Annotated in this window: 18 protein-coding genes; 2 read left to right on the top strand and 16 right to left on the bottom strand. The window is 68.1% G+C overall.

What is annotated here, in order from left to right; translation table 11 throughout:
• Positions 1–50: 50 nt before the first annotated feature.
• From guaA to guaB, 5 genes are all read right to left on the bottom strand, one after another.
• Positions 51–1,616 (bottom strand): glutamine-hydrolyzing GMP synthase, encoded by a 1,566-nt coding sequence (guaA, locus tag FPH17_RS07795; RefSeq protein WP_244288082.1) that lies wholly within the window; start codon positions 1,614–1,616, stop codon positions 51–53.
• Between the two features lie 68 nt (positions 1,617–1,684).
• Entirely contained in the window at positions 1,685–5,362 is a 3,678-nt protein-coding gene (locus FPH17_RS07790) for a Rib/alpha-like domain-containing protein (protein WP_154879632.1), read from the bottom strand.
• 135 nt (positions 5,363–5,497) lie between these two features.
• Entirely contained in the window at positions 5,498–6,790 is a 1,293-nt protein-coding gene (locus FPH17_RS07785) for a PAS domain-containing protein (RefSeq protein ID WP_154879630.1), read from the bottom strand.
• Positions 6,791–6,831: 41 nt separating this feature from the next.
• On the bottom strand, positions 6,832–7,977 hold the full coding sequence (locus FPH17_RS07780; protein WP_154879628.1) for a GuaB3 family IMP dehydrogenase-related protein: 1,146 nt from the start codon (positions 7,975–7,977) through the stop codon (positions 6,832–6,834).
• Positions 7,978–7,997: 20 nt separating this feature from the next.
• Entirely contained in the window at positions 7,998–9,521 is a 1,524-nt protein-coding gene (gene guaB, locus FPH17_RS07775; RefSeq protein WP_095277789.1) for an IMP dehydrogenase, read from the bottom strand.
• 124 nt (positions 9,522–9,645) lie between these two features.
• Between guaB and FPH17_RS07770 the strand changes: the two genes are divergently transcribed.
• Positions 9,646–10,017 (top strand): DUF5319 domain-containing protein, encoded by a 372-nt coding sequence (locus FPH17_RS07770; RefSeq protein ID WP_203085461.1) that lies wholly within the window; start codon positions 9,646–9,648, stop codon positions 10,015–10,017.
• Positions 10,018–10,035: 18 nt separating this feature from the next.
• On the opposite strand, the gene FPH17_RS07765 is transcribed toward FPH17_RS07770, so the two are convergent.
• On the bottom strand, positions 10,036–11,031 hold the full coding sequence (locus tag FPH17_RS07765) for a hypothetical protein (RefSeq protein ID WP_154879626.1): 996 nt from the start codon (positions 11,029–11,031) through the stop codon (positions 10,036–10,038).
• Positions 11,015–11,602, bottom strand: coding sequence for a sigma-70 family RNA polymerase sigma factor (locus FPH17_RS07760; RefSeq protein WP_154879624.1), 588 nt, complete (start codon positions 11,600–11,602; stop codon positions 11,015–11,017). The genes FPH17_RS07765 and FPH17_RS07760 overlap by 17 nt, the downstream gene beginning before the upstream one ends.
• A gap of 386 nt (positions 11,603–11,988) precedes the next feature.
• On the opposite strand from FPH17_RS07760, the gene FPH17_RS07755 reads away from it, so the two are divergent.
• Positions 11,989–12,306 carry a WhiB family transcriptional regulator gene (locus FPH17_RS07755; protein ID WP_095546773.1) on the top strand — a complete coding sequence of 106 codons (318 nt, stop codon included), beginning with the start codon at positions 11,989–11,991 and terminating at the stop codon, positions 12,304–12,306.
• Between the two features lie 76 nt (positions 12,307–12,382).
• Here FPH17_RS07755 and groL read toward each other — a convergent pair whose 3' ends face one another.
• From groL to alr, 9 genes are all read right to left on the bottom strand, one after another.
• Complete coding sequence (gene groL / locus FPH17_RS07750) at positions 12,383–14,008, bottom strand: chaperonin GroEL (RefSeq protein WP_154879622.1); 1,626 nt, start codon at positions 14,006–14,008, stop codon at positions 12,383–12,385.
• 22 nt (positions 14,009–14,030) lie between these two features.
• On the bottom strand, positions 14,031–14,330 hold the full coding sequence (gene groES, locus FPH17_RS07745) for a co-chaperone GroES (protein WP_038588532.1): 300 nt from the start codon (positions 14,328–14,330) through the stop codon (positions 14,031–14,033).
• Between the two features lie 177 nt (positions 14,331–14,507).
• Positions 14,508–15,002 (bottom strand): hypothetical protein, encoded by a 495-nt coding sequence (locus tag FPH17_RS07740; RefSeq protein ID WP_233125644.1) that lies wholly within the window; start codon positions 15,000–15,002, stop codon positions 14,508–14,510.
• A gap of 113 nt (positions 15,003–15,115) precedes the next feature.
• Positions 15,116–16,168, bottom strand: a complete 1,053-nt coding sequence (gene tsaD, locus FPH17_RS07735; RefSeq protein WP_154879620.1) for a tRNA (adenosine(37)-N6)-threonylcarbamoyltransferase complex transferase subunit TsaD — start codon at positions 16,166–16,168, stop codon at positions 15,116–15,118.
• Complete coding sequence (gene rimI, locus FPH17_RS07730; RefSeq protein ID WP_154879618.1) at positions 16,165–16,689, bottom strand: ribosomal protein S18-alanine N-acetyltransferase; 525 nt, start codon at positions 16,687–16,689, stop codon at positions 16,165–16,167. The genes tsaD and rimI overlap by 4 nt, the downstream gene beginning before the upstream one ends.
• Before the next feature lie 9 nt (positions 16,690–16,698).
• Complete coding sequence (gene tsaB, locus FPH17_RS07725) at positions 16,699–17,415, bottom strand: tRNA (adenosine(37)-N6)-threonylcarbamoyltransferase complex dimerization subunit type 1 TsaB (RefSeq protein WP_154879616.1); 717 nt, start codon at positions 17,413–17,415, stop codon at positions 16,699–16,701.
• Positions 17,415–17,948, bottom strand: a complete 534-nt coding sequence (locus FPH17_RS07720) for a hypothetical protein (RefSeq protein WP_154879614.1) — start codon at positions 17,946–17,948, stop codon at positions 17,415–17,417. The genes tsaB and FPH17_RS07720 overlap by 1 nt, the downstream gene beginning before the upstream one ends.
• 10 nt (positions 17,949–17,958) lie before the next feature.
• Positions 17,959–18,468 carry a tRNA (adenosine(37)-N6)-threonylcarbamoyltransferase complex ATPase subunit type 1 TsaE gene (tsaE, locus tag FPH17_RS07715; RefSeq protein ID WP_244288081.1) on the bottom strand — a complete coding sequence of 170 codons (510 nt, stop codon included), beginning with the start codon at positions 18,466–18,468 and terminating at the stop codon, positions 17,959–17,961.
• Positions 18,469–18,488: 20 nt separating this feature from the next.
• Positions 18,489–19,299 (bottom strand): alanine racemase (gene alr / locus FPH17_RS07710; RefSeq protein WP_154879612.1); only part of this gene is annotated, 811 nt, incomplete at its 5' end.

The raw sequence follows: 19,299 nt of genomic DNA, 5'->3' as shown, positions 1-19,299 counted from the left end.
GCCTCCCTGCAGGTTCTGCAAGGCGGGCGGCGCTTTCGTCGAGGCGGGAGTTACTCCCACTCGATGGTCCCCGGCGGCTTGGACGTCACGTCCAGCACAACGCGGTTGACCTCTGCGACCTCGTTGGTGATGCGGGTGGAAATCGCCTCGAGCGTCTCGTACGGCACGCGGACCCAGTCGGCGGTCATCGCGTCCTCGGAGGCAACCGGGCGCAACACGATCGGGTGGCCGTAGGTGCGACCGTCGCCCTGGACACCGACCGAGCGGACGTCGGCAAGCAGCACGACCGGGCACTGCCAGATCTGCTCGTCCAGGCCAGCCTTGGTCAGCTCCTCGCGCGCGATGGCGTCGGCTGCGCGCAGGGTTTCCAGGCGCTCCTGGGTGACCTCGCCGATGATGCGGATGCCCAGGCCGGGGCCGGGGAACGGCTGGCGGTTCACGATTTCCTCGGGCAAGCCGAGCTCGCGGCCGACAGCGCGGACCTCATCTTTGAACAGGAGGCGCAGCGGCTCGACGAGCTCAAACTCCACGTCGTCCGGCAGGCCGCCGACGTTGTGGTGGCTCTTGATGTTGGCGGTGCCGGTGCCTCCGCCGGACTCCACCACGTCCGGGTACAGGGTGCCCTGGACGAGGAAGTCAACGCTTTCATCCTCGCCGGAATCCGCCAGGATTCCGGCGACGGCGCGCTCGAAGGAACGGATGAACTCCGCACCGATCGCCTTGCGCTTCGCCTCCGGCTCAGTCACGCCGGCGAGCTTGCCCAGGAAGGCCTCGCGCTCGTCCACGGTGACCAGCTTCGCACCGGTCGCAGCCACGAAGTCGTTTTCCACCTGCTCGCGCTCGCCCTGGCGCAGCAGGCCGTGGTCCACGAACACGCACGTCAGGCGGTCGCCGATCGCGCGCTGCACCAGCGCCGCGGCGACGGCGGAGTCCACGCCACCGGACAGGCCGCAGATAGCGCGGCCGTCGCCGACCTGCTCGCGCACCTGCTCGATCAGCTGCTCCGCAATGTTGGAGGCAGTCCAGTTCTGCTCCAGGCCGGCGACCTCGGTGAGGAAGCGGGTGAGCACCTCCTGGCCGTGCGGGGAGTGCATGACCTCGGGGTGGTACTGCACGCCGGCGAGCTTCTTGTCCACGCACTCGAAGGCGGCCACCGGTGCACCCGGGGTGGACGCGGTGACGGTGAAGCCCTCCGGCGCCTCGGTGACGGAGTCGCCGTGCGACATCCACACCGGGTGCTCGTTCGGGGTGTCGGCGTGGAGCACGCCGCCGTCGACAAGCATATTGGTGCGGCCGTACTCCCTGGCCCCGGTCTCGGCGACCTTGCCGCCGAGCGTCTGGGTCATGATCTGGAAGCCGTAGCAGATGCCAAAGATGGGCAGACCCAACTCGAAGATCTCCGGGTCCAGCTGCGGGGCACCCTCGGCGTACACCGACGACGGGCCGCCGGAGAGCACCAGCGCGGCCGGGTTTTTCTCGCGCACCTCAGCGGCGGAGATGGTGGACGGGACGACCTCGGAGTAAATGCGAGCCTCGCGCACGCGGCGGGCGATGAGCTGCGCGTACTGGGCGCCGAAGTCGACGACAAGAACGGGGCGATTTTGCGGAGTAGTCACGGCACAGAGTCTAGCCCACGGCCCCGCCGCGGCACCACGCGCGCCCAGTTGGCCCTGTCTACCGCGGCCTACTGCGGGGCCGACGATCCTCCCTGCCCCTGCGCCTGACCCGCCGCAATCGCAATACTAAGCGCAACGATGCTGGTCAGCACCACCCCGCCAGCGGCAGCGGCTCCGCCGAGGTGGAAGCCTGACCCCTCCAGCGCAGCATCCAGCGCACCGGTGACCTCGGGTGGCAGCGCGCGCAGCTGCGCGTCGAGCTCATCAAGCGCCGGTGTCAGCCCCGGCACCTGTACCTGCTGTGCCAGCGCAATCGGGACGAGCAGCAGCAGCGGGCTGGCCGCCAGCGCGAGGAGCATGCTTGTCGACGACCCGCCGACCCCACTCCCCGTAGACCCACTACTCGACGAGCCCGGCTTGCCCTGCACCCCGTCCCGCGGCGGGGTGGTGGTTGGCGCCGTGGTGGGCACAGAGGTTGTCGTGTGAGACGTGACAGTGGTCGTTGTCGTTGACGACGCCTCAGTTGTCGCGGTTGTCGGCACAGCGGGCGTCGTGGCCGTCGGCCGAACCGGCTTTGCAGTCTGCGCCGACTCTGCGGGCTGCGCAGTCGCTGTTGGCTCTGCGGTCACGGTCGTGGCGCTCGCCTGCGTTGTCGTAGTCGCCTGCGTTGTCGCAGCCGCCTGCGTCGTCGCAGTCGCCCGCGTCGTCTGAGGGGTCGCCGTAGTCGACTGGCCGCCGCGCGCCACCTTCGCGGTAAACGCCGCGTCCTGCGTGCTGCCGTCCGGGTAGGTCAGCGCAACGCGCACCGGGGTGGCGTCCCCGACCTTCGCACCGGCGGGCGGGCGCAGCGTCACGGTGCCCTCGCCGTCCGTGAGCGCGACGTCCCAGCCGCCGGGGCCGGTCGCGGCAACGACGGTGCCCTCCGGCAGCGCGTCGCCGACGTTCGCGGACAACAACTGCGCCCCGGCGGCGCCCGCGACGTCGCGCCACTTCGGGTGCAGGTTCGCGGCCAGCGAGGTCACCGCTACCGGCAGGGTCAGCTGGACGCGCTCGCCCCCGGGCAGCGTGGCCACCACCGGGATGTCGTAGGACCCGGCCGCGACGAACTCGGGGTCGCGCTTCCGCGCGGCGGGCGTGAGCGTCGCGGCGCCGGTGGCGGGGTCGATCGCCACCCAGTTGCCATACGGCGAGCCTTCTGCCAGGGCGAACGTGGCCGAGTCGCCGAACCCGCCCGGGGCCTCAGACCGGGTTGTCTCCCCCGCGGGCGCCACGACCGTCCCCTCGGGGTAGGCGCGCGCGTCGGTCACCCGCACGGTCACGTCCTGCGTGTCGCTGCTGCCGTCGCCGTAGGTGGCGGTGATGCGCAGCGTCGCGCGGTCCCCCGCCTTCGCGCCCGCGCCGGGGTGCACGGTGACGGAGTCGCCGTTGGCGGAGGCGGACCAAGATGTGGCGTCGATAAGCGATGCCTCGACCACCGCACCTTCCACCGAGTCGCCCGAATTGGCGACCTCGATCGGCTCGCCCTGCGGCGCGCTGGCATCGGCCCAGGTCGGCGCGGTGCGGTCGCTGACCGTGCGCACCGTCACCGGGACCTCGATGTCGCGAGTCGCGCCGCTGTGGTCGGTCACGCGCACGCGCAGCGTCCGCTCGCCGGCCTGCGAAAGCTTCGGGGTGTACGAAATGGTGCCTTGCTTATCGACGCTCCCCTCACCCCCAACAACCGCAAACTCCAACCCCTCGCGCACGCCCTCGAGCGGCGCGATGGTCACCGGCTCGCCCACCTGCGCCTCGGTCCGCGTGGGGTAGGCAACCTCGGAGCGGTTCGCGCCGACCGTGACGGGGACCTCGATGATGCGGACGTTGCCGCTGCCATCCTCCGCGCGCACCGGCACCCGCACCAGGCCCGACGGGACCTTCGCGTCCGGGCGCAGCGTGATCGCGCCGTCGGCGTCTACCTGCGCCCACGTCGGCGTCGGCCCGGTGTAGCCCGGCGCGCCCGAGTCAGCCTCCGTGACCGGCGCGAACGCGATGTTTTCGCCCGCGGGGGCGGCGACCTCGCGCTCCTCGTCGCGGGCGACCCGCTGCGTCGGGTAAGGGGCATCGCCCAGGTCAGCGACGTTATCCCCCGGGGGCGCGACGACGGTGACGGTGAAGGTGTCGGTGTCAACCGTGTCGGGCTTGCCCTCCGTAGTATCGGAGTACTTCGTTGTCGCCGTGAGCGTCGCGGTCGTGCCGACCTTGGCGTCGGCGGGCGCGGTGACGGTGATGGAGCCGTCCGCGTTGGCGGTGGCGGCGAACCCGTCGGTGTCGGCTGCGACCGAAGTCGTGGCGTCCTCGCCCGGCAGCGTACCGGCAAGCGGGACGCGCATCGTGGTCGTTCCGCGCTCCAGCGTGGCGTCGTCCCAGCGCGGCTCGTACTGGGCGGCCAGCGGGGTCACGGTCACGTCGACACCGAAGCGGGAGTGCGACCCGTCCTGGAAGTCCACCCGCATTTGGACCTTGTGTTTGCCCACGTGCTCGGGCGCGGTCGGGCGCGCCACGATGCGGCCGTTCTCCACGGATACCCACTCGGCGTCCTTGCCAACCACGGTGAACGTGGGGTTCACCGGCTGCTCCAGGTCGCCCGCGATGCCGGCGGAATCAAACTCCGGGAGCGCGGCGCTTCCCTCCTGCCCCGTCGCGGTGGTGATCGGAGCGACCGCGCGGGGGACGTAGTTGTCCTTGTCGGACAGGTTGCCAAAGAAGACGTAGAGCGGGACGGTGTCCCACGCCTCTTCCATCGTGCTGTCGTCGAACGTGGTGAAGGACTCGCCGTCGTGGGCCTTCCAGCGGAAGCGGATCGGCAGCGCGCCGCCCGCGTAGCCCTGGTTGGTCAGCTCCTCCAGCTTCTTCTCCGCATGGATGCGCAGCTCCTGGAACTGGCCGTTCGCGTCGTTGACCACCTCGACGTTGACGTACTGGGGATCAAGGAGCGGATTGCCAGGGTTTTCTTCCTGCGGCTGCGGCTCCACGACCAGGTCGGCGTCCCAGATCCCGTCCGGCCAGAACCCTGGCGTCTCGCGTTCCTTGCACCGCACCAGTTCCTCGCCCGGCTTCTCCCCGCACTGTGCTTGCGGGTCCTTCCACGAAATGTCCTTCCGGGTCAGCGTAAGCGTCTCTCCCGGGGTCAGCGGGATCGGGCGGCGCGCAAACCGCGGCTCCTCCACCGTGGCCGGGTTGTTGTACGCCTCGTAGCTCTCCTCGTTGTCAAACAGCACCACGGTCAGGTGCTGCGCCCAGTCGTGACCGTCCGGGTAGGTCACCTTCACGCTCAGCGACGTCACCTGCTCCGGCGTAGTCAGCCTGTTGGTCATGCGGAGGTACGCGGAGATGTCGTTGGTGATGCGGATTTGCCCGGTGTTGGAGTCCACCTCCAGCCACTCCGGGCCGTCGAGCTTGGTGTAGGTCAGCGGCTGCGGTGGCGTCACCTGCTCGTATTCGGGGATGAAGTGCGCGTACACCGGCGGGTTGAACGCGTCGCCGCGATTGACCTGGTCGCGCAGGACGTACAGCCAGTTGCCAAACTCGGGCCGGTAGTAGGTGAACAGGGGGTAATCGCTCGCGCCGGCGTCGCCAAGCGGTGCCTCGGCCAGGTTAGACACGTCGGAGGCCGCAGGGGCTGACGACGCTGGCGGCGCGCACAACGCGACGGCAGTCACGGTGGTGGTGACAAGTGCTACTGCAGAACGAACAATCCGTCCACGCATTTCAGTTCTCCCAAACTTTCCGCCGGACTAGAGCACGACACGCGCCAGAGAAAGGGGCGCATGAGCCTTCCATAGAAACTAGTAGGCGTTGGCGCAAAATTCCATAGGAAGCGGCGCGCCCGTGCGTGCGCACGCCTAGTAGACGGCCCGGCGAAGGCGCTCAAGCGCGTCGTGCACCCCGTCGACCGAGGGGTCCTCGCCGAGGTCCTTGGACGAGAGCTGCAGCTGGGCGATGGAGGCGTCGGCAGCCTGAATGGCCTGCTCCACCTGCGCGACCAGCGGGTCGATGCTCTGGCCCACCGGCTGCTGCGCGGTGGACTGGGACCAGCGGCGGATCATCTCCAGCGGCATCTTGGTCAGCTCGGAGATGGAGTTCACCTTCAGCTCCACGCGGTTGGCCAGCGAGGAGTGCAGGAACACCGCGTTGTCCATGTCGCGGAGGGCGACCTCCATCGCGTCATAAAGCATCTGCATCGACTCAATCCGGTCCTCCTCCGCGGAGAACGTCGCCGTCTGCGCGGCGTGGAGGCGGGCCAGGGCGATCGCAGTGCGGGCCTTCGCCGCGCGGTCCTGGAGTTCCTCGGCGACCTCGGCGAGCGATTGCGCGTTTTCATCAATAATCCCGCGCATGGTGGCCCACACTTGCAGCGGTGCGAGCAACAGCGTGCGGGTGGCGCCCTCCGCCACCACGTTTTCCATCTCGCCTTTGACCCGGTTGGTCACGGCGTTTTCCTCCAACAGGGTCTGGCAGGCGCGCGAGAGCTCCTCGGCCGACTGCTTGATGGAGGTCTGGATGCCCATGAAACTCTCCAGCTCCGCGTACAGCGCCGCGGTGGCCTCGTATACCTCACCTTCGCCCTCGGGGAGGACAAAGCCGGCCTCCTCGCGCGCGGCGACCTCGGCGGGCAGGATCTCCGCCATGAACGCGTCGTAGTCCGGGATGAACTCGCAGATCCGCTCCCACCCGAGCTCGGCCCGCCTCCGGCGCCCGACCCCCTCGGCCTTCGCCTTGTGCTCAACGACGTTCGCTTCCTGGTACACTTTCGCGGCGTCCTGGAAGTAGTGCGTCATCGGCCGGGTGCGCACCGACAGGTAGCGGTCCCCCGGCAGCGGGGTGACCGTGGCCAAGACGTCGTACGCCGAACCGCTCTTGGCCAAGTTTCGCACGTAGGCGGCGAACGGCTTGCCGGCCTGGATCCAGTCCCACATGGCCTTGAACGCGCCGCCCGGCATCTCGTCCTGGCGGATGAGGTTGTGCGGCTTGCCGATCATCTCTTCCAGCGGGTACTGGGCGTAGTAGATGAACACCTCGTTCACGTCGGTCATGATGCCCTTGGCATCCGTGACCGAGAAGAAGATGTCATCCACCTCGACCAGGTGCTGCGGGCCGTCCGTCACGTCCCGGTCCAGAATCACGTCGTAGGCCATAGTGGGTCTCAATCTATCAGGTATTTGTGCGCAATATCCGATTAGTTTCGGACGGTCAGACTCACCTTCTGGAACGACTTGGTGTCCGTGTAACCGCACTTCGCCATGATCCTGCGCAGGCCACCCACCAGGTTCATGGTGCCGTACGGGTCGTGCGACGGTCCGTGCAGCACAATCTCCAGCGGCTGGCGCTCCTCGGCAGCAACCACCCGACGCATCTCACCACGCGGGAAGCGCGGGTGCCCCAGCACCGACTCCCAGTACATGCCCTCGCCGGAGGCCTCCGCGGCGCGAGCGAGCGGCTCGCCCACCATGACCGCGTCCGCGCCCAGCGCGAGCGCAACGGCAATCTGGCCAGAGGTGCGCACGTCCGCGTCAGCGAGGACGTGGACGTAGCGGCCACCAGTCTCATCCAGGTAGTCGCGGCGCGCCGCGGCCACGTCGGCGATCGCGGTGGCCAGCGGGACGTCCAGCGCCATGTTCTGGTTCGACTGACCCGAGCCGACGATCACGCCGGCCGCGCCCGAGCGCATGAGGTGCATCGCGGTGCTGTAATCAAAGACGCCGCCGGCGATCACCGGGACGTCGAGGGAGCCGATGAACTCCTTCAGGTTGAGCGGCTCGCCGCCCTGCTGCACGTGCTCGGCGGAGATGATGGTGCCCTGGATAAACAGGATCTCTGCGCCCGCCTTGATCAGGTGCGGCGCCAGCTCGCGCGCGTTCTGCGGGCTCACGCGCACCGCGACGGTCGCGCCCGAGTCGCGCACGCGCGCCATGTGCTCCGCAAACAGGTCCATGTCCAACTTCGCCTGGTGCAGTTCCTGCAGCACGGCGGTGCCGCGCGACTGGGACTGCAGCATGGTCTCCATCTCGTGCCAGTCGGTGCTCGCCGCGCCGACGACCTTGGCCACGGAGTCCGCAAACGACGCGTGACGGCCCAGCAGGCCCTCCGCGTTGAGGATGCCCAGGCCGCCCTGCTTGCCCATCTCAATGACAAACTCTGGGCTGGCCAGCGCGTCCGTCGGGTGCGAGCACAGTGGCAGGTCGAACGTGTAAGCGTCGATATGCCAGGTGGTGTCGACGTCCTTGGACGAGCGCGTGCGGCGCGCCGGGACCAGGGACAGATCGCGGAGGTCGTAGGCCTTGCGCGCCTCACGGCCGCTGCCAATTTCCACGTATTCGTGCATGGTGTTGTTACAACTCGATCCTAGTGGCGGTAGTTCGGTGCCTCGACGGTCTGGGTGATGTCGTGCGGGTGAGATTCGCGCAGGCCAGCCGTGGTGATCTGGACGAACTGCTTGGTCTGCAGCTCCTCGATCGATGCGGAGCCGGTGTAGCCCATCGCTGCGCGCAGGCCGCCGACGATCTGGTGGGTGATGGAGTCGAGCTCGCCGCGGAACGGCACGCGCCCCTCAACACCCTCCGGCACCAGCTTGTCCTCGCTGGTCACATCGGCCTGGAAGTAGCGGTCCTTGGAGAAGGAACGCTTCTCCCCCGTCAGGCCGCGGCCCTGCATGGCGCCCATGGAGCCCATGCCGCGGTAACGCTTGTACTGCTTGCCGCCCACCACGACGATCTCGCCCGGGGCCTCGGCGGTACCGGCGAGCATGGAGCCAAGCATGACGGTCGATGCGCCGGCGGCCAGGGCCTTGGCCACATCGCCGGAGAACTGCATGCCGCCGTCTGCAATGATCGGCACGCCCGCCTTGTGCGCCGGCACGGAGGCCTCCATAATCGCGGTGATCTGCGGCGCGCCGACGCCGGCGACAACGCGGGTGGTGCAGATCGAGCCCGGGCCGATGCCCACCTTGATGGCGTCCGCGCCGGCGTCGATCATCGCCTGCGCCGCGGAGCGGGTGGCCAGGTTACCGCCGATGACGTCGAGGCGGTCGCCGAAGTCCTTCTGTACGCGCGCCACCATCTCCAGCACGCGGTTGTTGTGCGCATGGGCAGAGTCGACCACGAGGGCGTCGACGCCGGCCTCGGCCAGCAGACCGGCGCGGTCGTAGGAGTCCTCACCGGTGCCGATGCCGGCGGCGACGAGCAGGCGGCCGTTCGCGTCCTTGGACGCGTTCGGGTACTGCTCCGTCTTCACAAAGTCCTTCACGGTGATCAGGCCGACCAGCTTGCCGTCCTTGGACACGATCGGCAGCTTCTCCACCTTGTTTGCGGAAAGCAGCTCGAGCGCCTTCTCCTTGGTCACGCCCTCTTCTGCAACGACCAGCGGCATCGGCGTCATGATTTCGGCGACCTTGCGCTCGTAGTCGCGCTCGAAACGCATGTCACGGTTGGTAATGATGCCCACGAGGCGCTCGTCCTCGTCCACGACCGGCAGCCCGGAGATCCGGAACCGGGCGCACAGCGCGTCCACGTCGTTCACGGTCATGTCCGGGCGCGCGGTGACTGGGTTGGTCACCATGCCAGACTCAGAGCGCTTGACCACGTCGACGTTTTCCGCCTGGTCCTGCGCGCTCAAGTTGCGGTGCAGCACGCCAATACCACCCTGGCGGGCCATGGCGATGGCCATACGCGACTCGGTGACGGTGTCCATCGCCGCCGACGCAATCGGCATGCCGAGGGTGATGTTGCGGCTGAACTTGGACGTCGTGGACACCTCGGCGGGCACGATGTGGGACTCGGCCGGCAGGAGCAGCACATCGTCAAAAGTCAGGCCCCGCAGCGCCACCTTGTTCGGGTCGTCGCCACCTGTGAGAACTCGTTCATTTGCCATTTTGCTGCGTCTCCTCTCCCGCGCGGGTCACACCGTTTACTTTCCGTCATGATATATCGTCAGCGCCGTTTCACGTAAGGCGGGGGAATTGGCACGGGCCCGCAAAGCACATAGGGTTGGTGGTGTGAACTTTGATGACATGATGCCCAAGGACCCGTTCGCGGATGACCCGAACGATCCGGCGTCGTTTATTGAGGATGACGCGCTCCCGGAACCCCTCTCCCCGCAGGAGCGTGCCGACGTGCTGCGCGACCTGCAGTGCGTTCGCGACTGCATCCGCCGCCTGCAGCCCCGCGGCATCCGCGGCATCTACTTCATGTGCGAAGACTGCGAGCAATGGCACTACTACGACTGGGCCATCATGGAACACAACATGCTGGCCACCCTGCGCAACCAGCTCCCGCCGGTGCACGAACCGAGCGCGGAGATTGATTACGACGCCTACGTCACCTGGGACTACGCCATGGGGTTCCTCGACGGCCTGGAGGCCCGCTAACTTCGGGCCCGGCGCTTCCTAGTAGTTCTGCGCCTGACCAAGCGCGTCGCTGTGGTCCTCCACCGCCCCGGCGCCCTCGCTTTCCCCGGCTGCACCCGAATCCACCTGCGACGGCGCGACCGCCCCGTCCGTAGCGTTTTCCTCGTTGCCGGACTCTGTGCCCTGGCTTGGCGCAGCCGCGCTCGGTTGAGGTAGTGGGTTCGGGCGAACGGCACTGGATTGGCCGGCCTGGCTGGACGGCTGAGCGCTCGGCCGGGCGGCAGCGCTGGACGCCGGCTGCTCCAGGGTCGGCTGCGGGCTGGCTGAGGGCACCACCGTTTCCGTCACGGTCTGCGGCTCCGGAGCGGAAGCCGGCGGCTCAGCGGGCGACGGGGTGACCGTCACCGTGGAGACCTTGGTGCGCATCGTGGTGATCGGGACCCGGCCCTCTTCGCCGTCCCGGCCCTGATTTGCCCGCGGCTCCATGGATGCAAGCAGCGCCCTGGCCTGCTCGAACAGCGCGGAAGCCGCGTCCTTGTCGCCGGAGTCGTTGGCCGCCTCGAGCTCGTCGAGCGTGGCGGCCAGCTCGACGGCCGCGGTGCGGTCACCAAAGACTGCGGTCGCCGGGCCCCAGAGGGGCGAACCAGGGGTCGCATTGTAGAGCGCCGCCCCGCTACCAGTGACGACGGCGGTCGCCGCGGCAGCGCCGACCAGGCCGGAGACCCACGGGCTCACACCACGGCGCGACCGGCGCGGCTTCCGGGACACGCTGCGGAACGGGATGACGGAACCTGCTGTACCGGTCTCGTCGGGGGCGTCGGAGGCGTCGGGGTTGTCGGAGGGGGTCGACGTGGCGTCGATAAGCAGCGGCTCCGACGCAGGACGATCCACCTCGCCCTTCAAGTCCAGGAAGAGTGCCGCGAGCTCATCCTCGCCGCCGGAGGGGTCCTCGCCGGCGGCGATCGCATCAAGCCAAGCGTCTACGTCGGCTACCGCGGCGAACTCCTCGGTGGCCTCATCATCGCGCCGAGTCATTGTGCAACTCCCCTTCCTCCAGTTTTTTACGCAGCGTCGCCAGCGCACGGTACTGGGCAACTCGCACCGCACCCGCGGTCGAGCCCACAGCCTGCGCCGTCTCCTCTGCGGAAAGGCCAACGAACACCCTCAGGATGATGATGTCGCGCGCCTTGTCATTGAGTACATCGAGCAACGCGCGCGCTCTGTTACTCCCGTCCCCCACCAGTGCAAACTCCTCCGGAGTCAGGCCGTGAAACTCCGCATCCGGCACCTCTTCGGTGGGGGTGAGCTTATCGCGCGAGAGCGCGCGGTGCGCGTCAGCGACCTTGTTAAACGCGATGCCGTACACGAACGCCATAAACGGCTTGCCCTGGTCCACGTAGCGGTGGATCGAGGTGGCCACCGCGAGGCAGATCTCCTGCGCGACGTCCTCCGCCGTGGGCATGCGGTGCCCGCCAATGCGTGCGCGGGTGTAGCGCAGCACCATCGGGTGCACGATGGCCAGCACCCGCTGCAGCGCCCGCTTGTCCCCGTCGACGGCGAGAGGGACGAGCCGCTGCAGCTCGTCCTCATCGTGGGGAGTCGTCATCTCGCTCCTTGCTCGCTCGCCGGCTTAAGGTCCACCGTTTTAAGTAACCGTAGGAAGTGTAATAGGTCGCAGACCATAATGTTGCACCGCGGTCCAGTAGGCACACACGCCCACAGAGCGCTTATCGACGCCACCTCCCCGGCATTTTCCGCACCTCTTCCAAGGTTCCCTTAAAGTTCACCAGCGCTTTACCTTTATCATCCACCCTGCTCACAGTGCATTTTTTCGGCGTTGCTTGCGCGAATACAGCTGTGGGACACCCATGGGAAACCTATCGTTTACCAAGGCGGTGGACACTTCGAAATCGGTGACGCCCCGCGCGGCCCGCCTGCACAACTTCACACGCTTTCTCTTCAGCACATTCTCTACAAGGAGCCTCTACGATAATGTCCCTGCCGCATCAGCTTCCCGGACCGAACGCAGACTTCTGGGATTGGCAGCTCCACAGCGCATGCCGTGGCGAAGCTTCCGAGGTGTTCTACCACCCGGATGGAGAGCGCGGACGCGCCCGCGCACAGCGCGAGAACCGCGCGAAGGCGATCTGCTACACCTGCCCCGTCCTCGAGCAGTGCCGCGAGCACGCGCTCCGCGTCGCTGAGCCGTACGGCATCTGGGGCGGCATGAGCGAGTCCGAGCGCCAGGTGATCCTGCGCGGCGGGCACGGCAGCAGCGTGAAGGTGCCTGCTGCGGCCTCCGCAAAGTAGCGCCCACGCAAAATGCCCCGGGACTTTAAGTCCCGGGGCATTTTGCCGGTCCAACCGGCGCGCGGTGTGCGTCCCGCTAGTGCGCGTGGCCTGCGTGGCCAGCGGCACCTGCGGCCTCGTCCTCCTCGGCAGGCTTGGTCACCACGGATGCCTCCGTGGTGAGCACCATACGGGCGATGGAGGTGGCGTTGACCACTGCGGAGTGGGTCACCTTCACCGGGTCGATGATGCCCTGCTCGACGAGGTTGCCGTACTCGAGCGTGGCGGCGTTGAAGCCCTCGTCGTTGTTCATCTCGGCGATCTTGGAGACAACGACGGAGCCGTCCAGGCCCGCGTTGTCAGCGATCCAGTACGCCGGCTTGCGCAGCGCGCGGGCCACGGCCAGCACGCCGACCTTCTGCTCGCCCGCGAACTGCTCAGCGTAGGACTCAAGCTCCTTCGCAATCTGCACGAGCGCGGAACCGCCGCCGGCGATCACGCCCTCCTGCACCGCGGCGCGCGCGGCGTTGATGGCGTCCTCGACGCGCAGCTTGCGCTCGTTGACCTCGGTCTCGGTGGCAGCGCCGACGCGGATGACAGCGACGCCGCCGGACAGCTTGGCCAGGCGCTCCTCTGCCTTCTCCCGATCCCAGGTGGAATCGGTGGACTCGATCTCGCGACGGATCTGGTTGCGACGCTCCTCGATGGCCTCGGCCGTCCCCGCGCCGTCGACAAGCACTGTGTCGTCCTTGGTCACGGTGACGCGGCGTGCGCGGCCGAGCTGGTCGAGGGTGGCGTCCTTGAGGTTGACGCCGACCTCCGGATCAATGACGGTGGCCTGGGTGACCACGGCCAGGTCGTCCATGAACGCCTTGCGGCGCTCGCCGAAGTACGGCGCCTTGACGGCGGCGACCTTCAGGGTCTTGCGCATCGTGTTGACCACGAGGGCCTGCAGCGGCTCGCCCTCGACGTCCTCCGCGATGATCAGCAGCGGCACGGACGCCTCCGCGATCTGCTCCAGCAGCGGCAGGAAGTCCGGCAGCGACGAGATCTTGTTGCGGACCAGCAGGACGCGCGCGTCTTCGAGCACGGCCTGGCCGGCGTCCGGATCCGTCATGAAGTACGGCGACAGGAAGCCCTTGTCAAAGGAGATGCCCTCGGTGAGGTCCACGTAGGAGTCGATGGACTGGGACTCCTCGACGGTGAGCACACCGTCCTTGCCCACCTTGTCCATCGCGCCGGCGACCATCTCGCCGACCTCCGGGTCGCGGGAGGAAACCGTGGCCACGTTCGCGATTTCCGACGATGCCGAGACCGGCGTCGCACGCTCGCGCAGCTCCTCCACGGTCTTCTCCGCCGCGGCGGCGATGCCCTTGTTCAGCTCGATCGGGTTCGCGCCGGCGGCGACGTTGCGCAGCCCCTCGGACACGAGCGCCTGCGCGAGCAGGGTCGCGGTGGTGGTGCCGTCACCAGCGATGTCGTTGGTCTTGACGGCGACGGACTTGACCAGCTGCGCGCCGAGGTTCTCAAACGGATCCTCGAGGTCGATGTCACGCGCGATGGTCACGCCGTCATTGGTCACGGTCGGGCCGCCCCAGGATTTGGAGAGGACCACGTTGCGGCCGCGCGGGCCGAGGGTGACCTTGACTGCGTCGGCGAGGATGTCCACGCCGCGCTGGATGCCCTCGCGGGCTTCCTGTTCAAAAGCGATAAGTTTTGCCATTGGTGGCTAAGCCCCCTTTCGCTTACTTTTCGACGACAGCGAGCAGGTCGCGAGCAGACAGCAGCAGGTACTCCTCGCCGTTGTACTTCAGCTCGGTGCCGCCGTACTTGGAGAACACGACGGTGTCGCCCTCCTTGACGTCCGGGGCGACGCGGTTGCCGTTGTCGTCCAGACGACCCGGGCCAACAGCGATGACGACGGCTTCCTGCGGCTTCTCAGCGGCAGAGTCCGGGATAACCAGGCCGGAGGCGGTGGTGGTTTCAGCCTCTGCGATCTGGACGAGAACCTTGTCTTCCAGCGGCTTGATATTGACGTTTGCCATAATCGGTACCTTGGTGACCTTTCGTGATGTTGCGTTGCAATCTTGCAGGTTTTGCAGTTGTCTCGATTGTCTCGATGCGCAGCCGTCGTCGCGGGTAAACAACTGTGCTCTACACAACCTGGTTAGCACTCTACCCACACGAGTGCTAAGTCACAACAACACGGCCCCCCGAAATCGCTACTGCGCGTGATCCGCGTTCAGCACTGCGTTGCGCCAGAGCTCGTATTCCTCCGGATTGTCCTCGCGGTAGTTCTGCACCGCGCGGATCGCCTGATCCACAGACTCGATGGTGCGCTCCTCCACACTCTTGCCCTCGCGGTTGGTAAAGATGACCGGCCCGCAGATCGCGCGGGTCGGGTCCGTGAGAAACGCCGGGTTGTTCGTCGCCGCGGTGTTGCGCGCCAAGGAGGCCACTGGGTTCGGCTCCGCGCCCTGAGCGCGTGCCTCCGGGTTGAACAGCGCGTGGAAGCGGTTGCCTTCCTGCTCAAACGCGACGTCAACGAAGTCGTCGTGCATCCCGCCAAGGAAGTCACGCGCCGTGTCCTCATCAAACACAATGCGGCGGTAGCTCAGGTCCGGCGACACCAGGAAGCCGAACCGCTCCCGGTCCGCCTGCTCCGGATTCGTCGTGGTCTCCGGCGTGTGGCCCGTGGCGTGTGATGCATCAGTCATGGTCAGCAATCCTCCCTGGCGCAGTGCTGCTCTGGTGCAGTGATCTACTCTCGCCCACCAACATAGTCACTCCCCAGCATCTGTGCAGGAGCAAAATTTCCTCTGAGCCAGGGTCACGCGCCGACGAGCGGCGTTTCCACCTCGAGCGACGTGTCGGTGGCAGTGGACAGCGGGGAGGGCCGCGCGCCCTCGTGGATGAGCTGGCCGGCCAGCGCCGCGATCATCACGCCGTTATCCGTGCACAACGTGAAACGCGGTACCCGCAGCTCGATGCCGTGGGCCTCGCAGCGCTCGCGCGCGAGCCCGCGCAGCCGCGAGTTGGCCGCCACGCCGCCGCCGAGCAGCAGCGTCCGCGCGCCGGTGTCCTCGCAGGCCATGACGGCCTTGGCGGTGAGCACGTCACACACCGCTTCCTGGAAGGAGGCACACACGTCCTCCATACTGATGACGCGCCCCTCTCGTTCAGCGGCCTCCACGTAGCGGGCGACCGCGGTCTTCAGCCCAGAGAAGGAAAAGTCGAAACGGTGCTCCCCGCGCAGGTCCTGCGCTTTGAAAAGGCCGCGCGGGAACGCGATGGCATTCGGGTCGCCCTGCACCGCCAGCTTGTCCACCACGGGTCCGCCCGGGTACCCGAGGCCGAGGAGGCGGGCGACTTTGTCGTAGGCCTCGCCGGCGGCGTCGTCAAGTGTCGAGCCCATCTCCCGCATCGGGCGGCCCACGGCCTGGACCTCGAGCAGTTGGGTGTGGCCGCCGGAAACCAGCAGGGCGATGGAGTGCGGCAGCTCGGACTCGCCCTCCAGATTGGCCACCGCGACGTGGCCGCCGAGGTGGTTCACGCCGTAGAAGGGCACGCCCCAGGCGGCGGCGTACGCCTTCGCCGCGGACGCGCCGACCAGCAGCGCGCCGGCGAGGCCCGGGCCGACGGTCGCGGCGACGGCATCGGGCTTGGCAATGCCGGCCTCGCGCAGCGCGGCCTCCATGACCTGCGGCATGGCCTCGAGGTGGGCGCGCGAGGCGATCTCCGGTACCACGCCGCCGAAGCGCGAGTGCTGCTCCATCGAGGACGCGACGGCGTCCGCGAGGACCTCCATCGTCCCGTCCGGGTGCAGATCCACGATGCCCACGCCGGTCTCATCGCACGACGATTCAATCCCCAGCACGATCATGCTTCCTGCTCCCCTTCTGGTGATGTATGACTTCCCCGCGCGGTCCTGCGGGGGCGCATCATAGCGTACGCGTCCGCGCCCGACGCCTGGTAATAGTTCTTGCGCACGCCGGTGGTGGCAAAGCCGTAGCGCTCGTACATGGCAATCGCGGGGGCGTTGTCTGTGCGCACCTCGAGGAACACGGGCCCGTCGAGCAGGTCGGCGGTGTGCAGGAGCTGGTCCATCAGTGCTCGGCCGACGCCGCGGCGCTGGTGCGCCGGGTCGACGCCGATGGTGTGGATCTCAAACTCGGGGTCCTCGCGCGGGCCCAGCATGGCCAGGCCGGCGTAGCCGATGAGCACGCCACCGTCAGTGTCGCCGTCAGTGTCGCCGCCATCGAAGGCGCCGACGTAGAAGGTGTGGCGCTGGGCAAACTCCGCCAGCAGCATCTTCTCGGTCCACGGCTGATCGCCCGCAAACAGGGCTTGCTCCAGCTCGGCCACGCGTACGGCGTCCGCCGGGACCAGTTCCCGAAACTGCACGTGCTCCCCTTACTTCCCCGGCGCGCGGAACTGGGAGAGGTCCACCTCCGGCAGGGCGGGCGACCTCGGGGTCACCTTCGGCGGGACGGCGTCCGGGCGGCGCAGGTAGTGCGGCACCAGCGGGCCGGGAGTCGCGGTGAGGTCGGCGGCGGCGAGAAGACCGGCGGTGGTGGGCGCCTGGTAGGTCACCCGCTCCGCCTGCGCTGTGAGTCGTTCGGGGAGCTGCTCGGCGAGCTGCCCGGGGACCGAGCAGACCGCCACCGGCGGGCACTTCAACGCCGCCGGGGCCACCACGTCGGGGCCGTCCACGCGCGCGCCGGCGTCGTAACGCGCCCAGTACACCTCGCGCCTGCGGGCGTCGGTGACCACGAGGGCCGAGGGGGCGTCCAGCAAAGCGGCGACCGCGTCGTGCGTGACCACGCCGTGGACGGGGACGCCCAGGGCCTGGCCGAACGCGGACGCCGTTGCCATCCCCACGCGCAGGCCGGTGAACGGGCCGGGGCCGCAGCCGACCACGATGGCGTCGAGATCCGCAAACGCGCGACCCGCGCCCTGAAGGAGCTGCGTCACCGTGGGGACGAGCAACTCGTTGTGGGCGCGGGTGGCGGTCACGGATTCCGCGATTACCTCGCAGGAAGTAGGGCTGGCGGGGTCAGCGGGGTCGGAGACCTCCGCCAGGCCCGCGACCAGGTCTGTCGTTGCCGTGTCGAGTGCGAGTACAAGCATTACTGCGCCGGCATCATGAACCACTTGCCGTCCTGCTTGCCCACGATGATCGGGGTCTGCAGCGGGTACGCAGTGGTGGCCGGGGCCTGGCAGATGTCCACGTAGCGCAGATCCACCTTGTCCAGACCCGGCTCGGCGTTTTCATCCTGCTTCAGCAGCGCGACGTACGCGGTGTTCTTCTCGTCATCGCTGGCGTTCTCGTCGGCGCTCATCTCCAGGTCATCCTGGGAGAGGTGCAGCGCCTCCAGCTTGCTGTTCAGCAGCTCCGGCGGCTCGGTCGGGCACAGGGTGGTAAATCCCATGTACTGCTCTGCGTCGTAAATCTGGCTCGGGTCCAGCATCTGCCCCATGAGCGCGTCGCCGCTAGGGTTGAGTTCCTCGATGGAGTCCTGCAGCGAGTTCGTCGGCGTCGCGGAGGCCGCCTGCGCATTCGAGCGGGACATAGGGATGAAAATCATCGCGACGAGCAGCACGACCCACAAAGCGCAGGCCAGCGCAACCCATCCGCGGTTGGTGTTGGAGAGCTTCAGCATGGGCTAAAGCCTACATTGACTGACCAGGATCGCCAGTTTGCCCCTCACCCGGCTCGCCGCCGCGCCACTCCCAGCCAATAATGCGCCCTTCCGAGTCGGGGTCCTCGCGCACCATCGTCTCGCGGTCCAGCGTGACCAGCAGGTAGCGCGACCCGAGCTGTTCGATCAGCCCGCCGCCCCACTCCGCAACCACCACGGCCCGGTCCAGCTCCGTATCCAAGTCCAGCGCGTCGAGCTCGCCGAGCGGGTCGCCGCTCGAGCCCTCACCGAGCAGCCGGTACGCGTCGACGTGAATCAGCGAGGGGCCGCCGGACAGCGACCGATGCTCCCGCGCAATCACAAACGTCGGGCTGGTCACCCGCCCCTTCACGCCGAGCCCGTCCGCAATGCCCTGCGTCAGCGTCGTCTTCCCGGCGCCGAGCGGCCCGTCCAGAATCACTACATCGCCCGCGCGCAGGGTCGCGCCGAGCTCGCGGCCGAGCGCCTTCGTCTCAGCCGCAGTTTCGCACACTCGTTGCACGTGTCTCCCTCGCCTTTCGCTTATCGACGCCCCTCTCTTCCCTCCCCAACATACTCCCGCACCGTCCTGCCCTTGGGCGCGCACAGCACCTCGTAATTGATCGTGCCCACCGCGCCCGCCAGCTCGTCCGCGCTCACGCCGCCGTCGCCGAAGAGCACCGCCTCGTCCCCCGGGCGCACGGGGCTGGCACCGGTGGCACCATCCGCGCCAAGCCACAGCACAATCTGGTCCATGCACACCCTGCCCACCTGCGGGTACCACTGCCCGCCGATAGTGGCGCCGAACTGGTCCTGCCACGAACGCCCCACCCCGTCGGCGTAGCCCACCGGGACCAGCGCCGTGTACCCGTCCTCCGGCGCCTGCCAGGTCAGGCCGTAGCTCACGGACTCCCCGCGCGCGATCGGCTTGACCGCCACCACGCGGGCCGCCCACGTCATCGCGGGCCGCAGCCCGTGGTTCTGGCCCGGCACCGGTTCATCGCCGTACAAGCTCAGCCCCGGGCGTACTTGCTCGCAGTGCGCCTCCGGGCAGGTCCACAGGGCCGGCGAGTTTGCGATGTGGTTGACCCGCGGGTCCAGGCCCGCCGCCCGCGCCTGCGCCTGGGCGCGGGCAAACGCGGCGAGCTGCTCCGCGGTAAACGGGTTGCCCGGGTCGTCCGCGCAGGCCAGGTGGCTCATCAAGCCGACGACGCGGATCGCCCCTTCTGCCTCGGCGCGCGCCGCCCGCGCGAAGGCCTCCGGCCACGCGTCCTCGTCCAGCCCGGAACGGTTCATGCCCGTGTCCACGATGAGGTGAACGCGGGTGGGGGTGTGGGCCGGCGGGCGGTGGGCA

The organism is Corynebacterium gottingense, from assembly GCF_007559235.1.
Classification (GTDB): Bacteria; Actinomycetota; Actinomycetes; order Mycobacteriales; family Mycobacteriaceae; genus Corynebacterium; species Corynebacterium gottingense.
Note: the sequence above shows the minus strand (reverse complement) of the source record. Positions and strands in the feature narration are given on the sequence as shown.

Bases quoted from the DNA above. Each gene is read 5' to 3' on its own strand.
- FPH17_RS07790 (WP_154879632.1), bottom strand. From the start codon at position 5,362: ATGCGTGGACGGATTGTTCGTTCTGCAGTAGCACTTGTCACCACCACC.
- FPH17_RS07785 (WP_154879630.1), bottom strand. From the start codon at position 6,790: ATGGCCTACGACGTGATTCTGGACCGGGACGTGACGGACGGCCCGCAG.
- FPH17_RS07780 (WP_154879628.1), bottom strand. From the start codon at position 7,977: ATGCACGAATACGTGGAAATTGGCAGCGGCCGTGAGGCGCGCAAGGCC.
- guaB (WP_095277789.1), bottom strand. From the start codon at position 9,521: ATGGCAAATGAACGAGTTCTCACAGGTGGCGACGACCCGAACAAGGTG.
- FPH17_RS07765 (WP_154879626.1), bottom strand. From the start codon at position 11,031: ATGACTCGGCGCGATGATGAGGCCACCGAGGAGTTCGCCGCGGTAGCC.
- FPH17_RS07760 (WP_154879624.1), bottom strand. From the start codon at position 11,602: ATGACGACTCCCCACGATGAGGACGAGCTGCAGCGGCTCGTCCCTCTC.
- FPH17_RS07755 (WP_095546773.1), top strand. From the start codon at position 11,989: ATGTCCCTGCCGCATCAGCTTCCCGGACCGAACGCAGACTTCTGGGAT.
- groL (WP_154879622.1), bottom strand. From the start codon at position 14,008: ATGGCAAAACTTATCGCTTTTGAACAGGAAGCCCGCGAGGGCATCCAG.
- groES (WP_038588532.1), bottom strand. From the start codon at position 14,330: ATGGCAAACGTCAATATCAAGCCGCTGGAAGACAAGGTTCTCGTCCAG.
- FPH17_RS07740 (WP_233125644.1), bottom strand. From the start codon at position 15,002: ATGACTGATGCATCACACGCCACGGGCCACACGCCGGAGACCACGACG.
- tsaD (WP_154879620.1), bottom strand. From the start codon at position 16,168: ATGATCGTGCTGGGGATTGAATCGTCGTGCGATGAGACCGGCGTGGGC.
- tsaB (WP_154879616.1), bottom strand. From the start codon at position 17,415: ATGCTTGTACTCGCACTCGACACGGCAACGACAGACCTGGTCGCGGGC.
- FPH17_RS07720 (WP_154879614.1), bottom strand. From the start codon at position 17,948: ATGCTGAAGCTCTCCAACACCAACCGCGGATGGGTTGCGCTGGCCTGC.